This is a genomic window from Furfurilactobacillus cerevisiae, from assembly GCF_048961765.1.
Classification (GTDB): Bacteria; Bacillota; Bacilli; order Lactobacillales; family Lactobacillaceae; genus Furfurilactobacillus; species Furfurilactobacillus milii_A.
In genome coordinates, this window is sequence record NZ_CP185253.1 from 1,880,497 (window position 1) to 1,902,628 (window position 22,132).

The window sequence follows — 22,132 nt, forward strand, 5'->3', positions numbered from 1 at the left end:
CGACTAATTGACCTACCGACTACCTCAACAGTGACTGTTTTGAATCGGTATTTGTCTCATTACGCTCAATCACACGCAGCTTAGCGCTGTGCGCTCGACGGTTAACGGCTAACTCAGCCTCGCTGGCCTCAATCGGTTTACGCGTAATCAGGTGATAATCCGGTTGCATGTCTGCTGGAATCACTGGCAATCCTGCTGGTAATTCTGGCACCGTTGTTTGCTCCTTAAACATCGTTTTAACTAACCGATCTTCTAAGGACTGAAACGTAATGCAACTAATGCGGCCACCGGGATTCAAGAGTGCTAAGGCTTGCTCTAACGATGTTTCCAACGCACCCAATTCATCATTAACCGCAATCCGAATGGCCTGAAATGTCTTCTTTGCTGGATGACCGCCATGGCGGCGAGCCGCGGCTGGAATAGCGGATTTAACCAGGTCAGCTAGCTGAAGGGTTGTTTCAATCGGCGCTACCGCACGTTGTTGCTCAATTTTTCGGGCAATTTGTTTGGCAAACTTCTCTTCGCCATAGCGATATAGAATACGAACCAACTGTGCGTAATCCCATTCGTTAACGACTTGCATGGCGGACAAGTCCTGTTCCTGATTCATCCGCATATCTAGCGGTGCGTCCAACCTGTAACTAAAGCCACGCTGCGCGTCATCAAACTGTGGCGAACTCACGCCGAGATCGTATAACACGCCATCCACATGTTGAACGCCTCGTTCAGCAAGTTCCTGAGTAATATTTCGAAAATTAGCTTGAATCAAGGTTACCTGGTTGTTAGCAATTGCAGTTGCCAAATGTTGGCGATTGTATGCTAAGGCCGTTTCATCTTGATCAAAAGCATATAAATGACCGGTCGTTAATTCTGAAAGAATCTTTGCAGAATGACCACCGCCACCCAATGTGCAATCCACATAAATACCGTCGGGTTTCACGGCCAAACCTGCAACTGCTTCATTCAACAAAACAGTTACGTGATTAAATTCTGCCATGTCACCCCTCCTTTGCGTATCCTGTGTTAAAGCCATCGTGTTAAGTGCTCAATTATTTAAAAACTAAAAGTCAAAGTCGCCCATTGATTCCGAAATATCGTCGATGTTAGCTTCGGTTGACTCATTGTACTGTTGCCATGTGTCAGCGTCCCAAATTTCAAACCGGTCAGAAACCCCAACGATGACACAGGCTTTAGTCAGTTTTGCATGATTCCGTAACGGGGTCGGAATATTGATGCGGCCCTGTTTATCGAATTCACACTCTGTCGCGCCGGAAAACAAGAAACGAGAGAACGCACGTGCGTCACGTTTAGTTAACGATAATGTCTGGGTCTTTTCGACCAATGCAGACCATTCTGCTTCTGGATAGCCGAACAAACAGCCATCCATCCCACGAGTGACCATAAATTTTTCGCCCAGTTGATTACGAAACTTAGCCGGGATGATGAGACGACCTTTATCGTCAACATTGTGTTGAAATTCTCCGATAAACACGCTCGATCACCATCCCTTCCATTTTTTAAGTCAACTGACGCTGTGAAAATCAAATGAAAACGGTTTAACAACAGTTAAATCAATCATCCTTTTCGCTATAAAAAAGTCTACCACAATCCCCCACTATTCACCACGTACTTAGAAAAAATGTAGTAATTTTGTCACAGAACGTGGCTGCAAAAAAAACGAGCCGTGAAAGAATGCTATTTCAGCAGTCTTTCACGACTCTTTTTGATCACCTTTCCTAAAGTGGGGATTGGTGGTGGAAATATTCAAATACACGTCCTTTAGTGGTGAATAATGGCACCAATAATCGCTAAAATATAAATCACCAGCCATACTAAGTCACTCACACGCCAATAAATCAATAAAAATGTACGGTAGCGAACGAGTTGACGGCCACGAAAAGTTCGCCACACCACACCCACACCAATAATCAGCCACAGTGTCACGGCCCAAAGAAATAACGGCCGCACACTCACTGCAGATAACACGATGGCGCTCATTACAATTAACACTGGCAACAACACATCGAGTGGATGAATCCATGTCGGCCAATTATTTTTAGAAATCATTCGTAACACCGACAGAATGATGTACAGTAATATCAATGTTAGAATTTGAATTAATAGTTGATTTGTCCACCCCACTGCGGTCACCTCATTTCTTTTCAACAGTGTTAGTATACTGGTTTGAAATTTGACACGCAATTCGTGGATTCAGCGTGCTTTGCTTAATTACCAGTAACACGCTAACTTACCCCCGGAGGCTCCTATGATTGAATACTATGCAAATGATAAAAACGGTAATTTAATTCCGGTCAACGCGCCTCAACAAGACTGCTGGATCAACGTTGAACGCCCGACTCATGACGAAATCAGTCAACTGGCGCACCGCTATAATTTTCCAGAGACCTATATTAGCGCTATTTTAGATGATCGGGAAAATTCTCGAGTCGACGGCATTGATCCGCAACGCCCCGAACGACCGCTACATCTGTTACTTCAATTTCCGAAATATGAAGTGAGCCCGCTAGGCTACCTCAGTTTTACAACCTTTCCGTTTTCATTTATCCTCACAGATTCTGCCGTTATCACAGTATCTAAACAGCCAGCAACCTTCATTAACGATTTCATCATGAATCCTGATAACGCAACGATTCGGATCGCCGATCGACAAGATTTTATCCTCCGTTTCGGCTGGTACATCGCCCATTCGTTTGTTCACGCCCTGTCGCTCAGTGAACGGGAAACGACTAGTCTTGAACGTGAGCTGACCACGGCCACTCGTAATGAACAAATTTATAAAATTATGGGATTGCAAAAATCGCTCGTTTTATTCGATAGTGCGTTAAAAGACAATCGACCAATTTTAGATCAGATCTCGTCTGCACAAGATTATTTTAATGGCCCTCATTTTCACGAATTGCTGGCGCAAATTATGATTGAAACTGATCAGGCTCAGTCGATGACCATTATCCAAAATAATATTCTGGAACAGTACAGCAACATGGTTTCCTCCGTTGTTTCAAATAACTTAAACGAAGTCATGAAACTATTGACCTCTGTTACGCTGATCATGACCATTCCAACCATTGTCGGTGGCATTTACGGTATGAATGTCGACCTGCCATTTGCCCACCTTGCACATGCATTCTCACTAGTAATGGGCTTTACGATCATTGTCTGTGCGATTACTGCTTGGATTCTCAAACGTCACGACTGGTTTTAGCTTTTCACATCAACATTTTTGTTGCCCCCTTGTGCTTTTGTACGGAACACGGTAACATTAAGGATAAATTTTTAAGACAGTACAAACAATTAAGGAGACAGGTAAAGTTATGCAAGGTAAAAAGAAACGCAGTGGCTTCGAAAAACTCACAATGGTCGTCGTTTGGGTCATGATCATCCTTACGCTTGGTGGGGTTGTATTGGCAGCCTTGCAGCCACTTAACTTGTTCTAAATAGGTTAACAATTTAAAACAGTCCGTTTGAAATGTACAATGTGCATTTCAAACGGACTGTTTTGTTTTACCACTAAATCAATTAGTAATGATGTCGTTTTTGATTATCAATTGTGAGAACTCAAAAGTCGGTCCTTAACCAGATTTAAATCCTAACAAACACTACTACTCTTAATCATCATTTTTCGAGAAAACTTGACGTGGTCGTGAACCATCGGCTGGACCGACAATGCCGCGAGCCTCCATGTCATCAATCATTCGAGCAGCCCGGTTATAGCCAATTCGGAAGCGACGTTGTAACAGCGAGGTGGATGCCTTTTGTTGATCTTGAACAAAAGCCACGGCATCGTTATAAAGTTCATCAACTTCGTCCGCCCGGTCCTCATCGCTGTCTTCCTTCAGTTCCTCGTCGCTAACTTCCATGCTACCGTCGTACTCAGCCGTCTGTTGTTGTTTGATAAAATCAACAACTGCCGCGACATCTTTGTCAGAGATAAATTCACCCTGTACACGCGTTGGTTTGTTTTGATCAATCGGTTCAAACAACATATCCCCACGGCCAAGCAACTTTTCAGCACCGTTGGCGTCTAGAATCGTGCGCGAATCAATACCACTAGAAACCGCAAACGCAATTCGTGATGGCACATTTGCTTTAATCAATCCGGTAATGACGTCAACAGATGGCCGCTGCGTTGCCAGAATCATGTGAATGCCGGCTGCCCGGCCCATCTGGGCAATCCGAATAATGGCATCTTCAACCTCGGACGAAACGGTCATCATTAAATCAGCCAGTTCATCAACAATGGCGACCACATACGGCAAACGTGTCTGTGCCACATTATCCTCAGGGTTGGCATTGTTTTGATCAACCAATTTGTTATAGCCATCAATATTACGAACACCAAAGTTCGCAAACAGCTCATAACGACGCGTCATTTCATCAACCACTTTATGCAGTGCCTTGGCCGCCCGTTTGGGTTCGGAAACAACCGGTGTCAGTAAGTGAGGAATATCATTGTAAACAGACAACTCCACCCGCTTTGGATCAATCAGCATAAACTTCACTTCATTTGGCTTCGCCTGCATGAGCAAACTGGTAATGATCCCGTTGATTGCTACTGACTTCCCTGAACCAGTGGATCCAGCAATCAACAAATGCGGCATTTTCGTCAAATCACACATCACGATATTACCCGTCACATCACGACCCAACGGCACGCTCAGCACTTTACCAGGATGCGCCGGCTCATGCTCAGCAACATCACGAAATGAAACAGTTGAAATCTGTTTATTAGGAACCTCGATCCCAATCAACGATTTACCGGGAATGGGTGCTTCGATTCGGATATCCTTAGCCGCCAACGCTAACGCTAGATCATCGGCCAAGTTAACGATTTTCGAAACCTTGACCCCAATAGCCGGGTGCAATTCATACTTCGTTACTGACGGTCCTAAGCTGACATTCTTAACTTCTGCATCAACGCCAAAACTGGCCAGTGTTTTTTGCAATGTTTGCGAATTTTTCTCAATCGCGTTGAGCTCATCCGTTTGATCAGTTTGCGGAATCTTGGTGAGCAGATCTGGTGTTGGTAATTTATAATCACTCAAATCCTCACTCTGGTCGCCAAGATCCAGTTCCTCCTGTTTTGGAGCTGGCGTACTCTCTTCATTTTGATCAGCCGCAACGGTAATCACCGGCGCAACAGGCGTTTTTGGTGCCGAACTAGCAGCTGCGGATGCCGGCGCTTCTGCTGACTGCTGGGCAGCGTGGCGGGTTCGTTTAGGCGCCAACGAAGTAGCCTGGCTCTCTGACTGCGATTGTTCCGGCTCTGTCGACTGCGCGTCAATCGGTTGATCCGGTGTCGCGTTTTTCTCAAACGCCGCATAAATAAAGTCGTGCAATCGTGAGCTTCCTTGTTTTGTCCACAGCACGAGGTGTTGACAAGTGACCACGATACCATGACCAATCACGGCAAAGGGAATATTCAGTAGAAACATTGCGCCGACAAATAACAAAATCGTCGAAAAAATTGCCGTCCCCAGGTTAGCAACTAAATGTTCACTCGCAGCATAAACGTAAGCACCAATCATGCCACCGCCGACTTTGCCATTTAATGTACCGCCCGCCAAATTATCGCCGAGCATTCCCCACGTCAATGAAACAAAATGAGCATGGTAATTCAGGCTAGCGAATAATCGCAAGTGGTCATAAACAAGGACACCTAGATAAACAAGTGACCCACCAATGACCCGTTTGACCGGCAACTTAGGCCATTTACCAGTAATGCCGACGACCAATCCAATTGCAATAAGGATAATTGCAAGTACCTGATTTGTGTTGCCGACAAAAATCGACAGAATGTTGGCTAGAAACACCCCCGCAACGCCTAACCTTAACAAGGCAAACAGCGCAAGCAACGCTACGGCAAAGCCAATAATATTCTTTGTATATTTAAAATCCTGTTTTTTCTTAGTTGTTCGCGGCCGTTTGGTCGTTTTTCTGCGCGTCGTTTTTTTTGCTGGCACGCTGTCAGACTCCTTTCAACACGGTAACTGTGAGGGCTACTTGAGTTTATCGTTTTTGTACCAGTGTGTTTGTTCCAAATGGTTGAAGCCCTGCTGACGAACGACTTCATAGATGACAATCGCAGCTGAATTAGATAAGTTCAACGCACGGATATGTGAGTCATCTTGAGGAATTCGAATCGCCTCATCAGGGTGTTGCCGCATGAAGGGCTCTGGCAATCCTGTCGTTTCCTTGCCAAACAGGAACCAATAATCATGGTCTGGCTTCGTATAGTCGGGATCAACATACGTTTGTTTGGCAAACTTCGAGACTAGAAACAGTTCGTCACCCTCTGGGATGGCAGCCATGAAAGCCTGCAAATTTTCATGATACGTAATGTCGACCTTATCCCAATAATCCAATCCTGCCCGCTTTAAATGCGCATCATCGGTGGAAAAGCCCAATGGTTCAATTAAATGCAAAGCAGTATCTGTCCCAGCACAAGTGCGGGCAATATTACCTGTATTAGCAGGCATCAATGGCTCAAATAAAGCAATGTGATTCGTCATTATCTTTCTCCTTGTTAACCTTTATGACCTTCTTTGGCACATCCATATCCATCATTGTAACTTACTTCTGTTGCTCAACTTCGATAATTACAGCACTCTTAAAAAGTCTTCAGTTGCTTGACGGGCGCTCTTCTCACATGACTACCATTACGATGAGATGCGCGACTGTAGTTTCCAAGAAACTAAAATTGGCCGCACAACCAGTGTTAACCATCATATCAGTAATCCGCACTGGCACTAAAAGTGATGTTTTTTAGAATCAGAGACTAAAAAAACGTAGTCATCTCGGTAATGGCATACGGCGAGACGCTACGTTAATGAAGTCCGAATCTGAAAGCCACTAACGAATCTGTTCGATATTGACCTCCAAATGATTCCATAAGCATATTAGCACTAGTTTGTTAACTTCGCAAGTGGTCTGGACCTGCAGTCAACGCCTATCTGACAGTCCTCAACCGCCCTTAGCCAAATAGCTACGGTGTTTGGACAGTCAACACACTAACGTCAACGGTCACGGTGTCCACTGGATTGGCCAATAATGCCGCACGATGAGCATCATCACTCCCCCAACTTAACGGCGTCATTGCCATCATATCAGCAATGCGGTTCTTGCCGATGGGAAAGTCATAGCGCACCGTCGTTTGTTGCATAGCCGGATAGTGATCGGCAAACAACTCCACTACCCGATCATTCGTGTACAGATACTGCGGAGCCGATTCGTCATATAAAGCATGCCGCAACTCTACCAGGTAGTTCGCATTGGGCACCACTTTGATCAGGCTGCCACCCGGTCGACAAACACGTTCAAATTCCCGATAGGCCGATGGTGAAAAGAATTCCATCACCGTATCAAACGCATTATCTGTAAATGGCAGTTGTGCCAAGTCAGCAACACAAAAGAAGGCTTTAGAATCCAACTGTGTTGCGAGGTTTATTCCTGCCTTTGACAGGTCAAACCCAATGAGAACATCATCAGAATTGTTGCGCTCCTGATCCAACTGTACCAGCGGCGTCCCTTCTCCGGTGCCAACATCAAGAATCCGTTGACCCTGTGATGGCAATTGTTGGTTGACAGCTTTTACAATCGGCGCAAACAGCCCAGCTGTCAGCATCCGCCGTCGGGCGGCCAACATCGGTTCATCGTATTCAGTCACCACATTATGTTTGAGAAATGTGGCACTGCCCTTTTTATTTAAATCTAATGTATGGCCATTCGGACAACTAAGTGTGTGACCACTGATTTTTTCATAAGGCGTCTCACAAACCGGACAACGAAACATTGCTAAATGTTCTTGCAGATAAGCGGCGCCACGATCAATTTTTTTCATGATGCCCATTATACCATGACGCCGCCTAGCTCACTAGTTGCAATGAGGTGCACCATCAGCTACAAACTTCCCCGATTCACGACAGCGACCTAGACTGTTTATTTATCGACATCCTGTTTGCGGTTTACATTGTCGGAATTTTCATCAGCTAAAACATTGTGATGACGGTCTGCCTTATCAAACCACTGCGCATTTTCCCGCCAATACTGGTATAAGTGGCTCACAATTACTTTTAATACGGCGTATCCGGGAACCCCAAAGATAACACCCATAACCCCGAAAATTTTTCCTGCTGCCAGCAATACGATAATGATCGTCACTGGATGAATTTTAAGTGATGAGCCCAACACCAACGGTGAAATCAGTCGCCCTTCAATTGTTTGTTCAACTGCAAACACAATAAGCACCTGAATTAGCATCCACGGTGACACAAACGCCCCTACGACCACCGCGGGAACCATCGCTAAAAATGAGCCCAGATAAGGAATCAGGTTTAAAATTCCGGCAACAATTCCTAATGTTAATGCAAATTTCAAGCCAATGAGTAAGTAACCGAGATAGAACATTAAGGCCACAAAGAAGGCAACGGTAAGCTGGCCACGAATGTAATTTGACACTTGATCATTAATTTCTTTTAGGACGGTCAAAAACGATTTCTGTAGCCGTTGCGGTAGTAAACGAGACACATATTCCGGAAATTGGTGGCCATCGCGCAACATGTACCATAATAAGAATGGAAATGTTACTAGGGCAACAATAACCGTCGTCACACTGCCAACAATACTGCCCAAGCCGCCAACAGTATTACTAGCGGTATTCTTCAAGAGCCCACTCAGTCCTTTTTGTAACTGGGTGTCATACTGATTTAAAATATCGCGCAACCACTTCATATCTGAGTCCTGCCAAAACGCCGTTGTCGAATTAATGAGGCTATCCCAATAATGCGGCCAATCTTTGATTAACCCAGTAAGTTGATCCTGGATGAGTGGCACAACTAAGACAACGCCCAGGACGACCAACGCCAGAATCACGGCAAATAGGCCAATAATTGTCCAAGTTCGGTGAACATGAAACTTGCTTTTTTCCAAACGGTCCACTAGCGGATTCATCAGGTAGTAAAAGACCCCTGCCAGAACCACTGGACCCCCAATAATACTGAAAAATTGTTGCAGCGGTGAAAAGACCCAGTTTACCTTATTCAATAACCACAAAATCAACAATACCAGCACCACAATCACTAAACGCAATGCTAGTTGACGTAAGCGACTAACAGGTCGTTGTCGCCGAGTAATGGTTTGTTTTTGCATAGCGGCCTCCTTACGTTTTCGCCCAGTCGTTTATTTCGGACGATGCTTCACTTTGCGTTAGTATAGCATAGTCGCCGAGCATTCTTCGCCCTTGGCGCCTGTCAAACAGCAGACTGATGCAACCGTTTGCAAGGTACTGTTAAGGAATCGTTTTCATTATGATATACTCAAGTGGTGAAACGCAGAACTCTGTGGCAATGCATACATTGAGGAGGAAGCACGCATGTTAGAAAAATTCTTAGTAGGAACTTATACCAAAAAGACCAGTCAAGGTGTTTATGAAATGGCGCTCGACACCACGTCTAATGAGCTAACGGCACCAACACTGGTTGCCAAGGCAAGTAGCCCAACTTATCTAGCTCTTTCCAAAGCAAACAAACTTTACACTGTTGACGGTGACAAAGCCGCTGGAATGGGAGGAACCTCAGCCTTTGACCGCTCCACTACCCCAGCAACTTTGCTAAACCACGCCTTTTCAAAGGGTACTAGCTCAGCCTACGTGGCAGTTGATGAAGCACGGCAACTCGTCTATGAGGGTAACTATCACATGGGGACGCTGAAAAGTTTCGCCATTCAGTCTGATGGTTCATTGAAATTAGCTGATGTTGTGACTCATCAGGGTGAGGTTGGTCCACTACCTGAACAGGCCGATGGTCCCCATGTTCATTACACGAATTTAACGCCAGACAACCGGTTAATTGTTTGTGACCTCGGCATGGATCAAGTAACTGTCTATGATGTCGCTGACGACGGTAAATTTAGCCTCGTTTCAACATACCAAGCAGAGCCAGGATTTGGCCCTCGTCATGTGGTCTTTAACCCACAAAAATCCATTTGCTACCTTGCCGGTGAGTTGAGCAGCAACATCTCCGTACTGAAGTACGACGAAGCTACGGGGACGCTTACACATGTTCAAACGTTAAAGACCATTCCGGCAGATTGGACTGCTCATAATGGTGCTGCTGCAATTCGCATTTCAAACGATGGTCAGTTTGTTTACGTCAGTAACCGTGGTTTCAATAGCTTAGCCGTGTTTGCTGTGGGCGAAGATGGTACACTGTCATTACGTCAGCAAATCAGTACAGAAGGCGACTTTCCACGGGACTTTGACCTAGACCCTTCTCAACAGTTTGTTGTCGCTGTTAATCAAAATACAGACAACGCAACCTTGTACAGCCGCAACGCCACAACTGGTCAATTAAAATTGATTCAAAAGGATGTTGCCGTTCCTGAACCGGTTTGCGTTCTGTTTGAAAACTAGCTAGTTGTTTTAGTTAGCCACAAACATCAAAGGAGCCAATTGTGAATACACCATTATTTAAAGAAGTTGCTATCGAAAATTATACTGACCTTCCCGCTGCCATAGCAGCTGGGGCCAACCGCATCGAGCTAAATGACAATTTGGCCGTCGGTGGCACAACGGTGGGTCGTGGTGTTATGAGTGAAAGTAGTCGTTACGCTGCTGAACACCACATCCCCCTCACCGTCATGATTCGACCACGCGGTGGCAATTTTGTCTATAACGATACCGAAATTAAAATCATGGAAGCTGACCTATTTTCTGCCCAAGAACTTGGTGTGGACGGCGTTGCTTTTGGTGCTCTAACCCCAGACAACAAGTTAGACACCGATGCACTAGAGCAGCTCATGGCAGCGGCTGGTGGTATGAGTGTTACTTTCCACATGGCCTTTGATGCAATTTCGCCTGATGATCAACCGGCCGCTATCGACTGGCTAGCGGATCATGATGTTGATCGAATTCTCACGCATGGTGGGCCCTTAACGACGCCAATCGACCAAACGTTGCCACAATTGAAAAAATTGGTTGAAACAGCATCTGGTCGGCTGATTATCATGCCGGGTGGCGGAATCACGGTAGACAATGTGGATCATATTGCGGAAGTGCTCAGTGTTAAGGAAGTTCATGGTACGCATTTACTGAAATATTGATATTTTCACGGTTTTAAAAAAAGCGCTTGGCAAAATTGCCGAGCGTTTTTATTATGCCTATTTTGAAAATAAACTGCTTTTTTTGAATCAAAAATGCACGTTAATTAACATCAAGATCCGCGTTAAGCTGCTGCATCACAGTATCAACATTAATTTCATAACGTGTGAGCAATTGCTGTATATCTTCTGCCAATGGCGCAGTTAATTGCCGTTGAACATCTGCAAATGGATCATAGAAGTCCAATCGTTCACAGGCCAGCGCTTGACGGTTCAATCCTTGATGTAAATCTCCCTCATACAGCTGATCACCGACTAACGGATGTCCTGCACCGGCAAAGTGAACCCGAATTTGATGCGTCCGACCAGTGTGGAGTTTAACCTTCACTACTGAAAAATCGCCAGCTGTTGCCAGCACCCAAAATTCGGTCCGAGCAGCTTGTCCAGTCTCCCCCGTTTGCCGTTTGATAAACGATGTCGGGTCGCGCTGAATTGGCTGATCAAAGTTACCATGCTCTGGTAGACCCGTGCCACTGGCAACGGCCAAGTACGTCTTTTGTAGCGAGTGTGCCTTCAATTGTTGATCTAAAACGGAATGTGCCATGTGATGTTTACCAAACAGCACCAACCCACTCGTATCTTTATCTAACCGAGTAACAATATGAGGCACCTGTAACGGAATACCATGAGTAATGAAATAGCCCTTCGCCCGGTTAACCAATGTATTATTAGCATAGTGATGGGCCGGCACAGATGCCACTCCAGCAGGTTTATTAACAACCAAAAAATTATCGTCCTCATAGACAATTGACAACGGTAAATCTGAAATGGTTACCGCCGCATTCGCTGGTTCCGGTGGCAAGATGATCGTAACAACATCGTTAGGACGGACATTATCAACGCTCCATGCTGGTCGGTGATTGATTGACATCGAACCACCATGAAACTTGATCTGGATTAAAACGGCATGAGAAACGCCATGTGCGCTCAAAAATGTTCGTAGCTTTACCGTTTCGTGCGTTTGATTACGCCACTCAAAGCGTAACGGATAGGCCATTACAAGACATCCCCGATAAAGGACTCACGAACACGTTGCCAGAATGCAGTATGCCGATACTCAGCGAAGTAAATCCGTTGCTGTGATACTTTAAACGTAATTTCCTTGACCAACCGTTCTGGCGTTAAAAATTGATCACAACTGATGGCAAAATTATCAGCATCCTCTGACCGTAACGTCACCCATTCATCCTTACCGATGATAAACGAGGCACCTAACGTCCGGAACACCCGGTTGTTGATGGAGGCAATTTCTGCCATTTGAATGGCCTCGATGCCAGGATGAATAACCGCACCACCCAATGATTTATTGTATCCCGTTGAACCAGTTGGTGTTGAAAAACACAAGCCATCCCCACGAAAACGTTCTAATAATTGATCTTTAATATACACGTCACAAACTAAGGTCTTAGCAGCCTTTTTGACAGTCGCTTCATTGAGCGCCAAAAACTGATGCGGTGCTGTTTCACCTTTGTAAGTGATATTGATATCTAAAAGCGGATAGCTGACACTTTCACCATTATCATGCGCCAGACTGTTCACGAGCTGGTCCGTTTCATAATCACGCCAGTCCGTATAAAAGCCAAGGTGTCCCGTATGCAAGCCGACAAAACGAATCTTTGCCAGCTCTGCCCGATAGTGATGAAAGGCTGATAACAAAGTGCCATCCCCACCAACTGAGACCACCACGTCCGGGTGTTGGTCATCAATCGGTAAGTGTGCCTTGTTCAAAGCTGTCGTCAACCGTTCAATGACAGCCCGCGTTTCATCGTTTGGATAATAACTATAAATCGCAACTTTCATACTTTGTTCTCTACTCTCTCAATTACATATGACCGTCTCGCCGTACGCAGTAAACATCGATCACACAATTATTTGGTTTCATTCGTCGGCGTCGAAGAAACGTCGTCATTACTTCGCTGACCCACATCATCAGAAGAATTGTTTGGATTCTCGTGTGGTTGTGCTTCAGAAATATCTTCTCGAATTGCCGACATTTCTTGATCCAACCTGAATGCCGCCTCACCAGCTCGTTCCAAACGACCTTGCAACTCCTGAGGAAATTCACCCTGATATTTGTAATTTAGGGAATGCTCAATTGTTGCCCAGAAATTCATGGCTAATGTTCGCACCTGAATTTCCGCAAGGATGCGTTTTTCACCCGTCAGCATCTGAACCGGGTAAGACACCACGATATGATACGAACGATAGCCACTGGGTTTAACGTTTGAGATGTAATCACGCTCTTCCAAAATGGTCAAATCCGTTCGTTTACGCAATAAATCGACGACCTGATAAATGTCGCCAACAAACTGACACATAATCCGTAGCCCTGCGATATCCTGCATGTCTTCTTCCAAACGATCTTCGGCGACATGACGACGAACCATTTTTTCCTTAATACTATCAACAGGTTTCACCCGTCCGGTAACAAACTCGACGGGTGACTGTAAACCGGCATCCTTATATTGTTTACGGATACCTCTTAATTTTATTTTTAATTCCTCGACCGCTTGCTCATAAGGAAGCAAAAAGTGGGACCAATCCTCAATCATCGAATGACCTCCTTGATGATTCATCGTTTGTTGAACAACCTCACGGCGGCCAACTAACTGCCAACAGTTTACCATACTTTGGGACACTAGCGATGAACCGCCAGCGAAGCTTAGTAACACACCATTCGAAACGTTTAACTTTACATTTCCGGTAAAATCGGGCATGATAGTCCCAGTTAAGAAACGCACAGTGGCGCAGTTGTGCTAATGCGCAACCGATTGCCTTATTAAGTAAAACGTTTCATTATTATTGTATTTATATTCTATGACTTTTTATTTAATTTTTTAAGATTGTTGATATGGAGGATATCCCGTGTTAGAAATTTATCTGTTTGTAAATCCACTCGGAACAAATTGTTATGACTGTGAGAAGCAGATTAACCAGATCTCTGCCCAGACTAAGCGCAAACTTCAAATTCAGTTTGTCCCAATGCTTAATTTGCAGACGATAAGCGATACATTTCACCGAATGGCGGCGGATCACCCAGAGTTGGACCGCAACACCCTAGCAGAACAAATGTATCAAATTATCTTAGATTACAAAGCCGCTTCTTTTCAGGGAAAACGGCTTGGTCGTCAATACTTTCTGCGTTTGCAGGAGCACATTCTGGTCAACCACGAAGCTTACACAGAAGAGCTTGGTATCACGGTTGCCCATGAATTAGCATTAGACACAGCGATGTTTATTGACGATCGTCGAAGCAAACTCGCTGAAGATGCGTTTGGCGCTGACCAACGTCTGGTCTCCGAAATGGGTATTGAACACCCAAGTCAAACGGTCATCTTCGACGTTGAAGATTTTGATTGCGGCTTGCTGATGGAACATTTCGATTACGACACGCTGTTAGAAATCAGTGAACATACAATAAACAATAAGCTAACAACGTTGCCACAAGCCATTAAACAAAATCACGACAAAGTCAATTTACGCATCCTTTAACCTGAACGGAACATTAAATGAAGAGCCTTCAATCAGTACGCTACCGATTGAAGGCTCTTTTTTATCAATTCAAACTTGAACGAAACATGTTATTTTTGCGAATTGTCAATTAACGTTTCAAATTCATTCAAGCGTTGTTCAAAGACATCAAATGCCCGACGCAAGTAATCCGGTTTCGTCATATCAACCCCGGCCATCTTCATTACATCCAATGGATATTGTGAACTACCAGCCTTTAAGAAGTCCAAATAATGATCCAAGGCTCCTGGTTGATGGCTGGTAATACCATGCGACAACGTCGAGGCAGCGGCGAACCCAGTTGCATACTGGAAGACATAGTAATTGTAATAGAAATGTGGAATGCGTGACCACTCCAAAGCAATTTCCGGATCTGGGGTTAAATCTTTCCCATAATAAGTTTGATTCAGCTTGCCATAAAAGTCTGACATCCGACTAGCAGTCAACGGATGACCCGCAGCATCTTCTTGGTGGATCCAGTGTTCGAATTCTGCGAATTGTGTTTGCCGATAAACAGTTCCCTTAAAACCATCCAGGTAGTGATTCAAGACGTAGGCCCGTACTTTAGGGTCGTCATTATTATCAAGCAAATATTGAGTCAACGTATTTTCATTAGTTGTCGATGCAATTTCCGCTACGAAAATAGAATAGTCGCCATACTGGTATGGTTGGTTATGACGCGTGTAATAACTGTGAATACTGTGGCCCATTTCGTGAACTAAGGTAAATAATTCCTCTAAATTATCCTGCCAGTTCAACAAAATATATGGATTGGTATCGTAAACACCAGATGAAAACGCCCCGCTCCGTTTGCCTTTCGTTTCGACCACATCGACCCACCGATTATCAAAAGCCTCTTGAACGTGGCTAACGTAATCCGGGCCCATCACAGACAAAGCGCGTAAAGCCTCCTGCTGAGCTTCTGGATAGGTGTAACTCAGCGGTGAATCCCCAGTAATTGGGGTATACAGGTCATAAGAATGCAAATGATCAACACCTAAAATACGTTTGCGCAAACTAACATAGCGGTGCAATAGGTCAAGATGGTTATTAACCTCTTCAACAAGCGTGTCGTAAACACTTTCAGGAATATTATTTTCTGCTAATGCCGCAGCACGAGCGGTTGGATAATGATGCACGCGCGCTGTATAATTATGCGCCTTAACGTTGCTAGACAGCGTCGAAGCAAACGTATTCTGGAATTGTTTATACACCTTGTATAGTTGTTTAAAGGCCGCACCACGGACAGAACGATCTGTTGATTGCAACAGGACGCCATATACCCCCTGAGTCAAACGAACATCGTTACCTGCCTCATCTTTCACGATTGGGAACTCCAAATCCGCGTTATCTAAAACACCGAACGTTTTTGCCGAAGCTTGGAAAATATCCCCGGCTCCCGCCAATAATGCTTCTTGATCTGCTGGTAATGTATGATCACGTGCTCGATCTAAGTCCTCAAAGAAATGTTTGAACGGCTTTAACTCATTAGCATTCAACCATTCACTGAGTGTCTTCTCGGGAATGGCCAAGACTTCTGGTTGGAACCAGGCCAATGCGCTGGCAACCTTAGCCACCAAGTCATTAGCCTGAGCGGCCAAGCCTTGCGCTGCTTGGTCACTAGTATCTTGTTCTTGCTTCAATGACGCATACACATCGACATTTTCCAATTCGTGGTAAACGTCAAGTAGGTAAGCCACGCCAGCCGCAAGTTGCTCTGGTGATTCTGCTAAATGCCCTTGATGGGAGGTAACTTGCTGCAGCTTCGACTCAATTTGGTGATAAGCGTCTGTCCACGCTGCATCAGTTGCGAAAATTTGAGTTAAGTCCCACTTTAGCGTCTCTGGAACTTCATCTCTAGTAGGTAATTGTTTTACGTCTGCCATAACGACCTCCAACATTTAAAATAAGAAAGCTAATTATATTTTAATCACTTTTTAACTTTACCATACTTTTCTATTAGTTGGATAGTCGGACAACTGTTTTACATGCTCGCTACTAAAAAATGCTTTACATAGCTGAATACTCACCCGCTGTCGCATCCGTTCATCAGCCAGCTGTAAGTTTGGCAACCACTGGATTCTGGGCAAACTAATCCTCGTCCAAGCAAACTGACATTGACGTGATGATACATTTGGATGACGCCACCACCATAAGTAAAGCGGAATCCGCCAGTCTAAGGGTGAATTTATTGAAATCGGCATTTCATAAACATCCCCCAGCACCCATTGCGGCAATGTTGTTAGGCTAGTCCCTGCCTGATAACACAATGCTTGCCATCGCATAAAATTAGGCTGTCGGTGATGTAACCCAAACGCAATGGCTCGTTGTCGATGACTCAAATTTGCTCTGCTAACTGAGTGCATCTGAAATTGCGTTTGCTGTTGTGACCAATCCATCCAAGATGTCCAAGTATCAAATGACTGTTGAGAATAGGTGATCGGCAATAATGCCACTTCGCCTAAATGATGCAAAACAATCAGTTGCCGACGTTGTGTATGCCAGAACAATAAATATGCGCCAGTTTTTCCTCCCCAGCGAATAAACTTGGCAACTTTGCTTAGCGACAACCGTGGTTTAGGCCAATATGGTTGACCAAGCAGCCATATTTGATGAAAGTCGTGTTCGCGATATCCTGCCACTCGCTCAGAAAAGCGTTGTAAATCAATTGGACTGCATTGAAATTCAACAGCCGTTTGATTGTTGACAAGCAGATCTGGCCGTTGGTGAATCACCTTCAATGACTGTTCCAGCATAACTTCATTATCTTGCTTTTGTAGCCACTCGGATAACTGTCGTTTGCCCAACAAATGTTCAGAAGTCTCACCCTCTGAAAAAGTCTGGCAATCTGCTAACCGTTCATGTGCAAAATAGGGTTGTCGCACTCGCCCACGTCGCAAATGAACGGCTCCATGACAAGCAGGACACTGATATTGGTTTTTCTCAGCAGCACTAGCCGCCACAAGTTCACCACCCTCACCACTCAAAGCCATCAACATTGTTCTCACCTCCACCTATTACATACGCAAAGACGATGTGATTTGTTCGTAAAAAATCAGATTGAGGATTCATTTTCTCCGGATACTCACGAGGCGCTACTAAAATTTAGTGTTTTCAACGTTTCTTCTTGCTCACTCCATAGATTAAATTTTAACTATCCCGATACCTTCAGTCATTTTTTGATAGATAAGCACATTAATTGTTTACTAACGCTTTATTTGAAATAATGTGTGTATCGGTAAATGTCACTAATGCAATAGGAGGTCTCGATATGAGTACAGAAGATAAGATCGACAGTACGAAACACAAGGTCGCTGGTAAAGCTAAAGAACTTGAAGGAAAGGCAACCAACGATAAGGGCCGTGAAGCAGAAGGCAAAGTGGAAGGCTTGATGGGTAAGGCCAAAGAAAAACTAACCGACGCCGTAGATAACGTTAAAGACAAGATGGATAAGAAATAATCTTTAGAAGAAGGCTTTTGGGCCTTCTTTTTTTGTGCTTGTACATCCCTTTAAAACCCTTGATCACTCTGAAAACCGTTTATGTAATGAAATAAACGGTACTGATATTTCAACTTGATTCTGCAACAGGTACTCATTTTGAAAAGTTCGAAGTTTTTTTGATATCTTCCATTCAAATTAATCGTCTTATCATTTAAAAGTTATTAGCTTCCCTTATACTAGGATTACGGCGTTGAAATCTTAGGCGTCCCCTGTCCATTTACGAACAATTTAAACGAATTTATTTAACCCAGCGATTATTTTTTAGTACATACGAACTTATAACACTGAAAGCCACGCATTGATTGATAACAAATAAATTTTTGTCCAACGCTGATGACATTAAAAGCTGACATCATTCAAAGGAGACTTTTACATGAAAAAGTCAAACATTGCTGCTACAGTCGCAATTTCAGGCATGCTTGCTGGAGCAATATTTATTACAACAAGTATCTCCTCCCCTCAAATCGTTGCTCAGGCAAAGGCCGTACAAAAACAGCTTATTCCCGGAACGTACACGGTTGGAAAGGACCTCAATGCTGGCCGTTACACAGTGACAGCAACAGGTGGTTCAGGAAACTTTAGTACTGAACCCAAGCACTCTCTCACTGGTGAATCTGTGAACGAAATTTTGCAACAGGACGACCCTGACATGGGAGTTTCACAAGTAACTGCAGACTTTGCTAAGGGTGATAAAGTAGAAATTTCCGGAATGGCAGGTGCCAACTTTGCTCCCGTAACTAATCGTAACAAGTCAAACGCTTCGTCTCTCAGCACTGGTTATTGGGTTGTGGGCAAAGATATTAAGGCTGGTAACTACACCGTAACCCCTGCTGATGGTCAATCCGGTAACTTTATGGTAGATCCCAAAAGTTTAACTGGCAGTGATGTCAACGAAGTCTTAGGTGGGGATACCGATATGCATCAAGTTCCAAAAGTTAATGTGTCACTTCATAAGGGTGATAAAATAACTATTTCCGGAATGAACTCTGTAAACTTTGTTAATAGATAAATTTAAGGAGCGTTAAATATGCAGAAGTTAAAAATTAATATGTGGGCCGGCATTTTGGATATTATTAATTGTGTCTTATTTGCGATGTCATGGTTTGTTATTTTCGGTGCAGCATTTTCTGACGCAGCTACAGGTACGCACGCCACAAGTGGTGCGGGCACATTATTTTATATATTAGCTTGGGCTGGTGTTGTTTTAAATATTGTCAGTAGATTGTAAAATTAATCCGAACGCTGTTCGGACAAAAAAGATCAGCTTCCTTTAAAATGGTGTTTACAACAAACCCATCTTTTAGGAGCTGATCTTTTGTCTAGTATAACCTATTCCGAACGAATTAAAATCGAAACCTTTTGTGAACTAGGGCTGTCCAATATCCAAATGGGCGTTCGGCTGAACCGATCACCGTCAACAATTTCTTATGAATTATCTCGATGTCAACCTTATCAGGCTGAATTAGCACAAACAGATGCCGAATACAAGCGATCACGATGTGGTCGGAAAACTAAGCTGAGCGATGAGTTAAAGCAAACAATTCTCAACCATTTACATCTAAGCTGGTCACCAGGAATGATTGCTCACGAATTTAAACTAGCGACTAAATCTATTTATAATTGGCTAAATCAGGGGAGAATTGGTTTCTCCTTGAATGATCTACCTGAACATGGCGTACGCCAACGGCGTAACGTTGACCAACGATCCAAATATAATCAATCTTTGGGGCGATCGATTGAACAGCGTCCCATGATGATTAATCAACGTAATCGCATCGGTGATTTTGAACTAGATACCGTCGTTGGCCCTCGTGGGCATAGTAAGGCAGTTTTATTAACTTTAATCGATCGCAAATCACGGTTCCTTTGGGCATATCGGTTAAAGGACCGAACGACAGCGAGTGTTAATGAAGCACTGACTAAGTTCCTAACAACTTTTAATGGACCGGTGCACAGTTTTACTGTGGACCGTGGTACTGAGTTTAGTGGGCTAGTATCATTTGAATCACAATATGGTATTAAGACCTATTACTGTCATGCTTATACGCCAGCTGAACGTGGTAGTAATGAACGCTTTAATCGGAATTTACGTTATTTTTATCCTAAGGGGACTCGTTTTGAGCACATTAGTGCTCAAGATTTAACGACGACGTTACTCCAAATTAACCAGAGACCGCTTAAAATACTTGACTGGAAAACACCGTATCAGGTTATGCTGACCAATTTGTCCAAAAATTCGGATTAAATTTGCAATCTACCAATTAAGTTGAGAGTACAGATGAAAAAATATACTAAACGTAAACACATAAAACTATTTGAAACTATATATTACAATGCCGATGAAAATAACTTCAAAATTGGTCAGCTGCCAGTTTGGATTGATACTTATGCACATTGGCTAGATAAAGAAGTTAATACTGGTCTTCCACAATACTATCGTGAATTTCATCAGGGAATGTTAGTCATGATTAATTTTGGAGTTCGGGTCGGTTCAGAGCTATCTGGTCCACATTTTGGCGTAGTTTTAACGCATAATGATGATAAATATCATCGCACGCTTTTAGTCGCACCATTAACGTCTCACGGGAAGGAATATCATGTGGACCTAGGTACCGAATGTAAAAGGCACCCGTAAAATGTAGGAAAACGGCAGGTTAGAACTGTTGGTTTTCCTACATTTTTTGTATCATGAATCACATCAGAGTGTAGGAGGAATTTGATGTGAGACGTGATTTAAGAGAAGGAGTGACGATTTACGTGACTGAAAATATTAAGCCTAACTTCGCCGAGATTGCCCGGCAATATAATGTTGATTATCGAACCGTTAAGAAAGCCTATGAGGAAGTCAAAGCTGGACTTAAGGGCCGACCAAGTGGTCGACCGAAACGGCCAAGTTTACTGGATCCATTCAAGCAAACCATCGATTCAAAGCTTGAACTAAATTGTTCGGCTGCTTCAATTTTTAAATTTATCCAGAAGAAGGGCTTTACCGGCAGCTATACCCTCGTGAAAGATTATTGTCGCCAAACCCGCCGAGAACGAGTTAAGAAAGCTACCATTCGGATTGAACATTCCCCTGGTCTCTCTGCTCAAGTTGACTGGAAAGAAGAAATGGCCCTAGTGAGCAGCGAGGGTGAGCTGTTTAAATTCAATATTTTCTTGTATGTATTGCCTTATTCAAAACTCAAATATATGACACTAACCTTTGATCGGAGCCAAGATACCCTCTTTTCTTGCTTACACGACGCTTTCCTTCATACCGGAGGTATTCCGACGGAAATCTGGTTTGATAATATGAAAACCGTTGTGGATCATACAAAATCCCAGTTTGGCCACGCTGTCTTTAACGAACGGTTCCACGAATTCTGTAAAGATGCCGGTTTCACACCAATTGCTTGTCGACCATTCAGACCACAAACTAAAGGTGCAGTTGAAGCCCTTGCTCGCACGGTTGAACGTTTACGGCCATACAATACTGAATTTGCTGATGGAACTGAGCTAATCGAACTAGTTCATATGCTCCGAGATGATCTAAATCATGAAACTTCGCAGGCCACGGACGAAGTCCCGTACCTGAAATGGTTAGACGAAGAAAAAGAGTACCTTCATCGCGTTCCAGTTAATCTCCTTGAACCATACTTCGAAGAAAACATTACCCGTGTCGTTTCGAAGGAGGCCATGATCAATTTCCGCAAATGTAAGTACTCAGTAGATCCGCGATACATTGGTTGTACGGTTGCTGTTGAAATCTCCAATGATGAGCAGCGCATTCACATTTATTATAACGGAGAAGAAATTCGTACGCACTCCATAACTACCAATTCGCTGAATTATGACCCCCAAGATCAGTTCAATATCCTCAAATCTGATTTGCTTAAAGGGCGGACAGATGAAGACATTTCAGCTTACATTCGTGAACATATGACTGATTACGACAACTTATAGGAG

The 22,132-nt window shown here is 43.9% G+C and carries 23 protein-coding genes; 11 read left to right on the forward strand and 12 right to left on the reverse strand.

Going from position 1 to position 22,132, the window contains the following annotated elements:
- Nucleotides 1–19: 19 nt before the first annotated feature.
- The 3 genes from rsmH to ABUE36_RS09060 all read right to left on the reverse strand — a co-directional run bounded on the left by rsmH (nt 20) and on the right by ABUE36_RS09060 (nt 2,142).
- On the reverse strand, nt 20–997 hold the full coding sequence (gene rsmH / locus ABUE36_RS09050; protein WP_161000970.1) for a 16S rRNA (cytosine(1402)-N(4))-methyltransferase RsmH: 978 nt from the start codon (nt 995–997) through the stop codon (nt 20–22).
- 63 nt (nt 998–1,060) lie between these two features.
- A complete protein-coding gene (gene mraZ / locus ABUE36_RS09055) occupies nt 1,061–1,492 on the reverse strand; it encodes a division/cell wall cluster transcriptional repressor MraZ (protein ID WP_017262806.1) in 432 nt (143 codons plus the stop codon).
- A 287-nt stretch (nt 1,493–1,779) separates the two neighbouring features.
- Nucleotides 1,780–2,142, reverse strand: a complete 363-nt coding sequence (locus ABUE36_RS09060; protein ID WP_161000971.1) for a DUF3397 family protein — start codon at nt 2,140–2,142, stop codon at nt 1,780–1,782.
- A 124-nt stretch (nt 2,143–2,266) separates the two neighbouring features.
- Between ABUE36_RS09060 and ABUE36_RS09065 the strand changes: the two genes are divergently transcribed.
- The gene (locus ABUE36_RS09065) at nt 2,267–3,223 is read left to right on the forward strand and encodes a magnesium transporter CorA family protein (protein WP_421016634.1); all 957 of its coding nucleotides are present in this window, start codon (nt 2,267–2,269) and stop codon (nt 3,221–3,223) included.
- A gap of 109 nt (nt 3,224–3,332) precedes the next feature.
- The gene (locus ABUE36_RS09070; protein ID WP_017262803.1) at nt 3,333–3,455 is read left to right on the forward strand and encodes a DUF4044 domain-containing protein; all 123 of its coding nucleotides are present in this window, start codon (nt 3,333–3,335) and stop codon (nt 3,453–3,455) included.
- Between the two features lie 171 nt (nt 3,456–3,626).
- Here the strand turns inward: ABUE36_RS09070 and ABUE36_RS09075 are convergent, their stop codons facing one another.
- The 4 genes from ABUE36_RS09075 to ABUE36_RS09090 all read right to left on the reverse strand — a co-directional run bounded on the left by ABUE36_RS09075 (nt 3,627) and on the right by ABUE36_RS09090 (nt 9,165).
- Complete coding sequence (locus ABUE36_RS09075; RefSeq protein WP_421016635.1) at nt 3,627–5,981, reverse strand: DNA translocase FtsK; 2,355 nt, start codon at nt 5,979–5,981, stop codon at nt 3,627–3,629.
- Nucleotides 5,982–6,017: 36 nt separating this feature from the next.
- Nucleotides 6,018–6,530, reverse strand: a complete 513-nt coding sequence (locus ABUE36_RS09080) for a tRNA (cytidine(34)-2'-O)-methyltransferase (protein ID WP_161000974.1) — start codon at nt 6,528–6,530, stop codon at nt 6,018–6,020.
- A 473-nt stretch (nt 6,531–7,003) separates the two neighbouring features.
- On the reverse strand, nt 7,004–7,858 hold the full coding sequence (locus tag ABUE36_RS09085; RefSeq protein WP_162855587.1) for a methyltransferase domain-containing protein: 855 nt from the start codon (nt 7,856–7,858) through the stop codon (nt 7,004–7,006).
- A gap of 98 nt (nt 7,859–7,956) precedes the next feature.
- Complete coding sequence (locus ABUE36_RS09090; protein ID WP_161000976.1) at nt 7,957–9,165, reverse strand: AI-2E family transporter; 1,209 nt, start codon at nt 9,163–9,165, stop codon at nt 7,957–7,959.
- A gap of 223 nt (nt 9,166–9,388) precedes the next feature.
- Between ABUE36_RS09090 and ABUE36_RS09095 the strand changes: the two genes are divergently transcribed.
- Together ABUE36_RS09095 and ABUE36_RS09100 are read left to right on the forward strand one after the other, a co-directional pair.
- Complete coding sequence (locus ABUE36_RS09095) at nt 9,389–10,426, forward strand: lactonase family protein (protein WP_161000977.1); 1,038 nt, start codon at nt 9,389–9,391, stop codon at nt 10,424–10,426.
- Nucleotides 10,427–10,467: 41 nt separating this feature from the next.
- Nucleotides 10,468–11,115: a copper homeostasis protein CutC gene (locus ABUE36_RS09100; RefSeq protein ID WP_421016636.1), complete on the forward strand. Its 648-nt coding sequence runs from the start codon at nt 10,468–10,470 to the stop codon at nt 11,113–11,115.
- 100 nt (nt 11,116–11,215) lie between these two features.
- On the opposite strand, the gene ABUE36_RS09105 is transcribed toward ABUE36_RS09100, so the two are convergent.
- The 3 genes from ABUE36_RS09105 to ABUE36_RS09115 all read right to left on the reverse strand — a co-directional run bounded on the left by ABUE36_RS09105 (nt 11,216) and on the right by ABUE36_RS09115 (nt 13,724).
- Complete coding sequence (locus ABUE36_RS09105; RefSeq protein ID WP_161000979.1) at nt 11,216–12,169, reverse strand: RluA family pseudouridine synthase; 954 nt, start codon at nt 12,167–12,169, stop codon at nt 11,216–11,218.
- Entirely contained in the window at nt 12,169–12,972 is an 804-nt protein-coding gene (locus tag ABUE36_RS09110) for an NAD kinase (protein WP_017262795.1), read from the reverse strand. The genes ABUE36_RS09105 and ABUE36_RS09110 overlap by 1 nt, the downstream gene beginning before the upstream one ends.
- Before the next feature lie 68 nt (nt 12,973–13,040).
- Nucleotides 13,041–13,724, reverse strand: a complete 684-nt coding sequence (locus ABUE36_RS09115; RefSeq protein ID WP_161000980.1) for a GTP pyrophosphokinase — start codon at nt 13,722–13,724, stop codon at nt 13,041–13,043.
- A gap of 313 nt (nt 13,725–14,037) precedes the next feature.
- Here ABUE36_RS09115 and ABUE36_RS09120 point away from each other — a divergent pair, with 313 nt between their 5' ends.
- Entirely contained in the window at nt 14,038–14,664 is a 627-nt protein-coding gene (locus ABUE36_RS09120; RefSeq protein WP_161000981.1) for a DsbA family protein, read from the forward strand.
- An 89-nt stretch (nt 14,665–14,753) separates the two neighbouring features.
- On the opposite strand, the gene pepF is transcribed toward ABUE36_RS09120, so the two are convergent.
- Together pepF and ABUE36_RS09130 are read right to left on the reverse strand one after the other, a co-directional pair.
- Nucleotides 14,754–16,568, reverse strand: coding sequence for an oligoendopeptidase F (gene pepF, locus ABUE36_RS09125; RefSeq protein WP_161000982.1), 1,815 nt, complete (start codon nt 16,566–16,568; stop codon nt 14,754–14,756).
- Between the two features lie 57 nt (nt 16,569–16,625).
- Nucleotides 16,626–17,681 carry a competence protein CoiA gene (locus tag ABUE36_RS09130; protein ID WP_161000983.1) on the reverse strand — a complete coding sequence of 352 codons (1,056 nt, stop codon included), beginning with the start codon at nt 17,679–17,681 and terminating at the stop codon, nt 16,626–16,628.
- Between the two features lie 272 nt (nt 17,682–17,953).
- On the opposite strand from ABUE36_RS09130, the gene ABUE36_RS09135 reads away from it, so the two are divergent.
- The 6 genes from ABUE36_RS09135 (at nt 17,954) to istA (ending at nt 22,129) form a co-directional block, all read left to right on the forward strand.
- Complete coding sequence (locus ABUE36_RS09135; RefSeq protein ID WP_421016637.1) at nt 17,954–18,142, forward strand: CsbD family protein; 189 nt, start codon at nt 17,954–17,956, stop codon at nt 18,140–18,142.
- A 415-nt stretch (nt 18,143–18,557) separates the two neighbouring features.
- Entirely contained in the window at nt 18,558–19,193 is a 636-nt protein-coding gene (locus ABUE36_RS09140; protein WP_421016638.1) for a hypothetical protein, read from the forward strand.
- A gap of 18 nt (nt 19,194–19,211) precedes the next feature.
- On the forward strand, nt 19,212–19,412 hold the full coding sequence (locus tag ABUE36_RS09145; RefSeq protein ID WP_421016639.1) for a hypothetical protein: 201 nt from the start codon (nt 19,212–19,214) through the stop codon (nt 19,410–19,412).
- 87 nt (nt 19,413–19,499) lie between these two features.
- On the forward strand, nt 19,500–20,429 hold the full coding sequence (locus ABUE36_RS09150) for an IS30-like element ISLpl1 family transposase (protein ID WP_096109805.1): 930 nt from the start codon (nt 19,500–19,502) through the stop codon (nt 20,427–20,429).
- A gap of 33 nt (nt 20,430–20,462) precedes the next feature.
- Nucleotides 20,463–20,819 carry a type II toxin-antitoxin system PemK/MazF family toxin gene (locus ABUE36_RS09155; RefSeq protein ID WP_421016640.1) on the forward strand — a complete coding sequence of 119 codons (357 nt, stop codon included), beginning with the start codon at nt 20,463–20,465 and terminating at the stop codon, nt 20,817–20,819.
- Nucleotides 20,820–20,905: 86 nt separating this feature from the next.
- A complete protein-coding gene (gene istA / locus ABUE36_RS09160; protein WP_003555353.1) occupies nt 20,906–22,129 on the forward strand; it encodes an IS21 family transposase in 1,224 nt (407 codons plus the stop codon).
- Nucleotides 22,130–22,132: the final 3 nt, after the last annotated feature.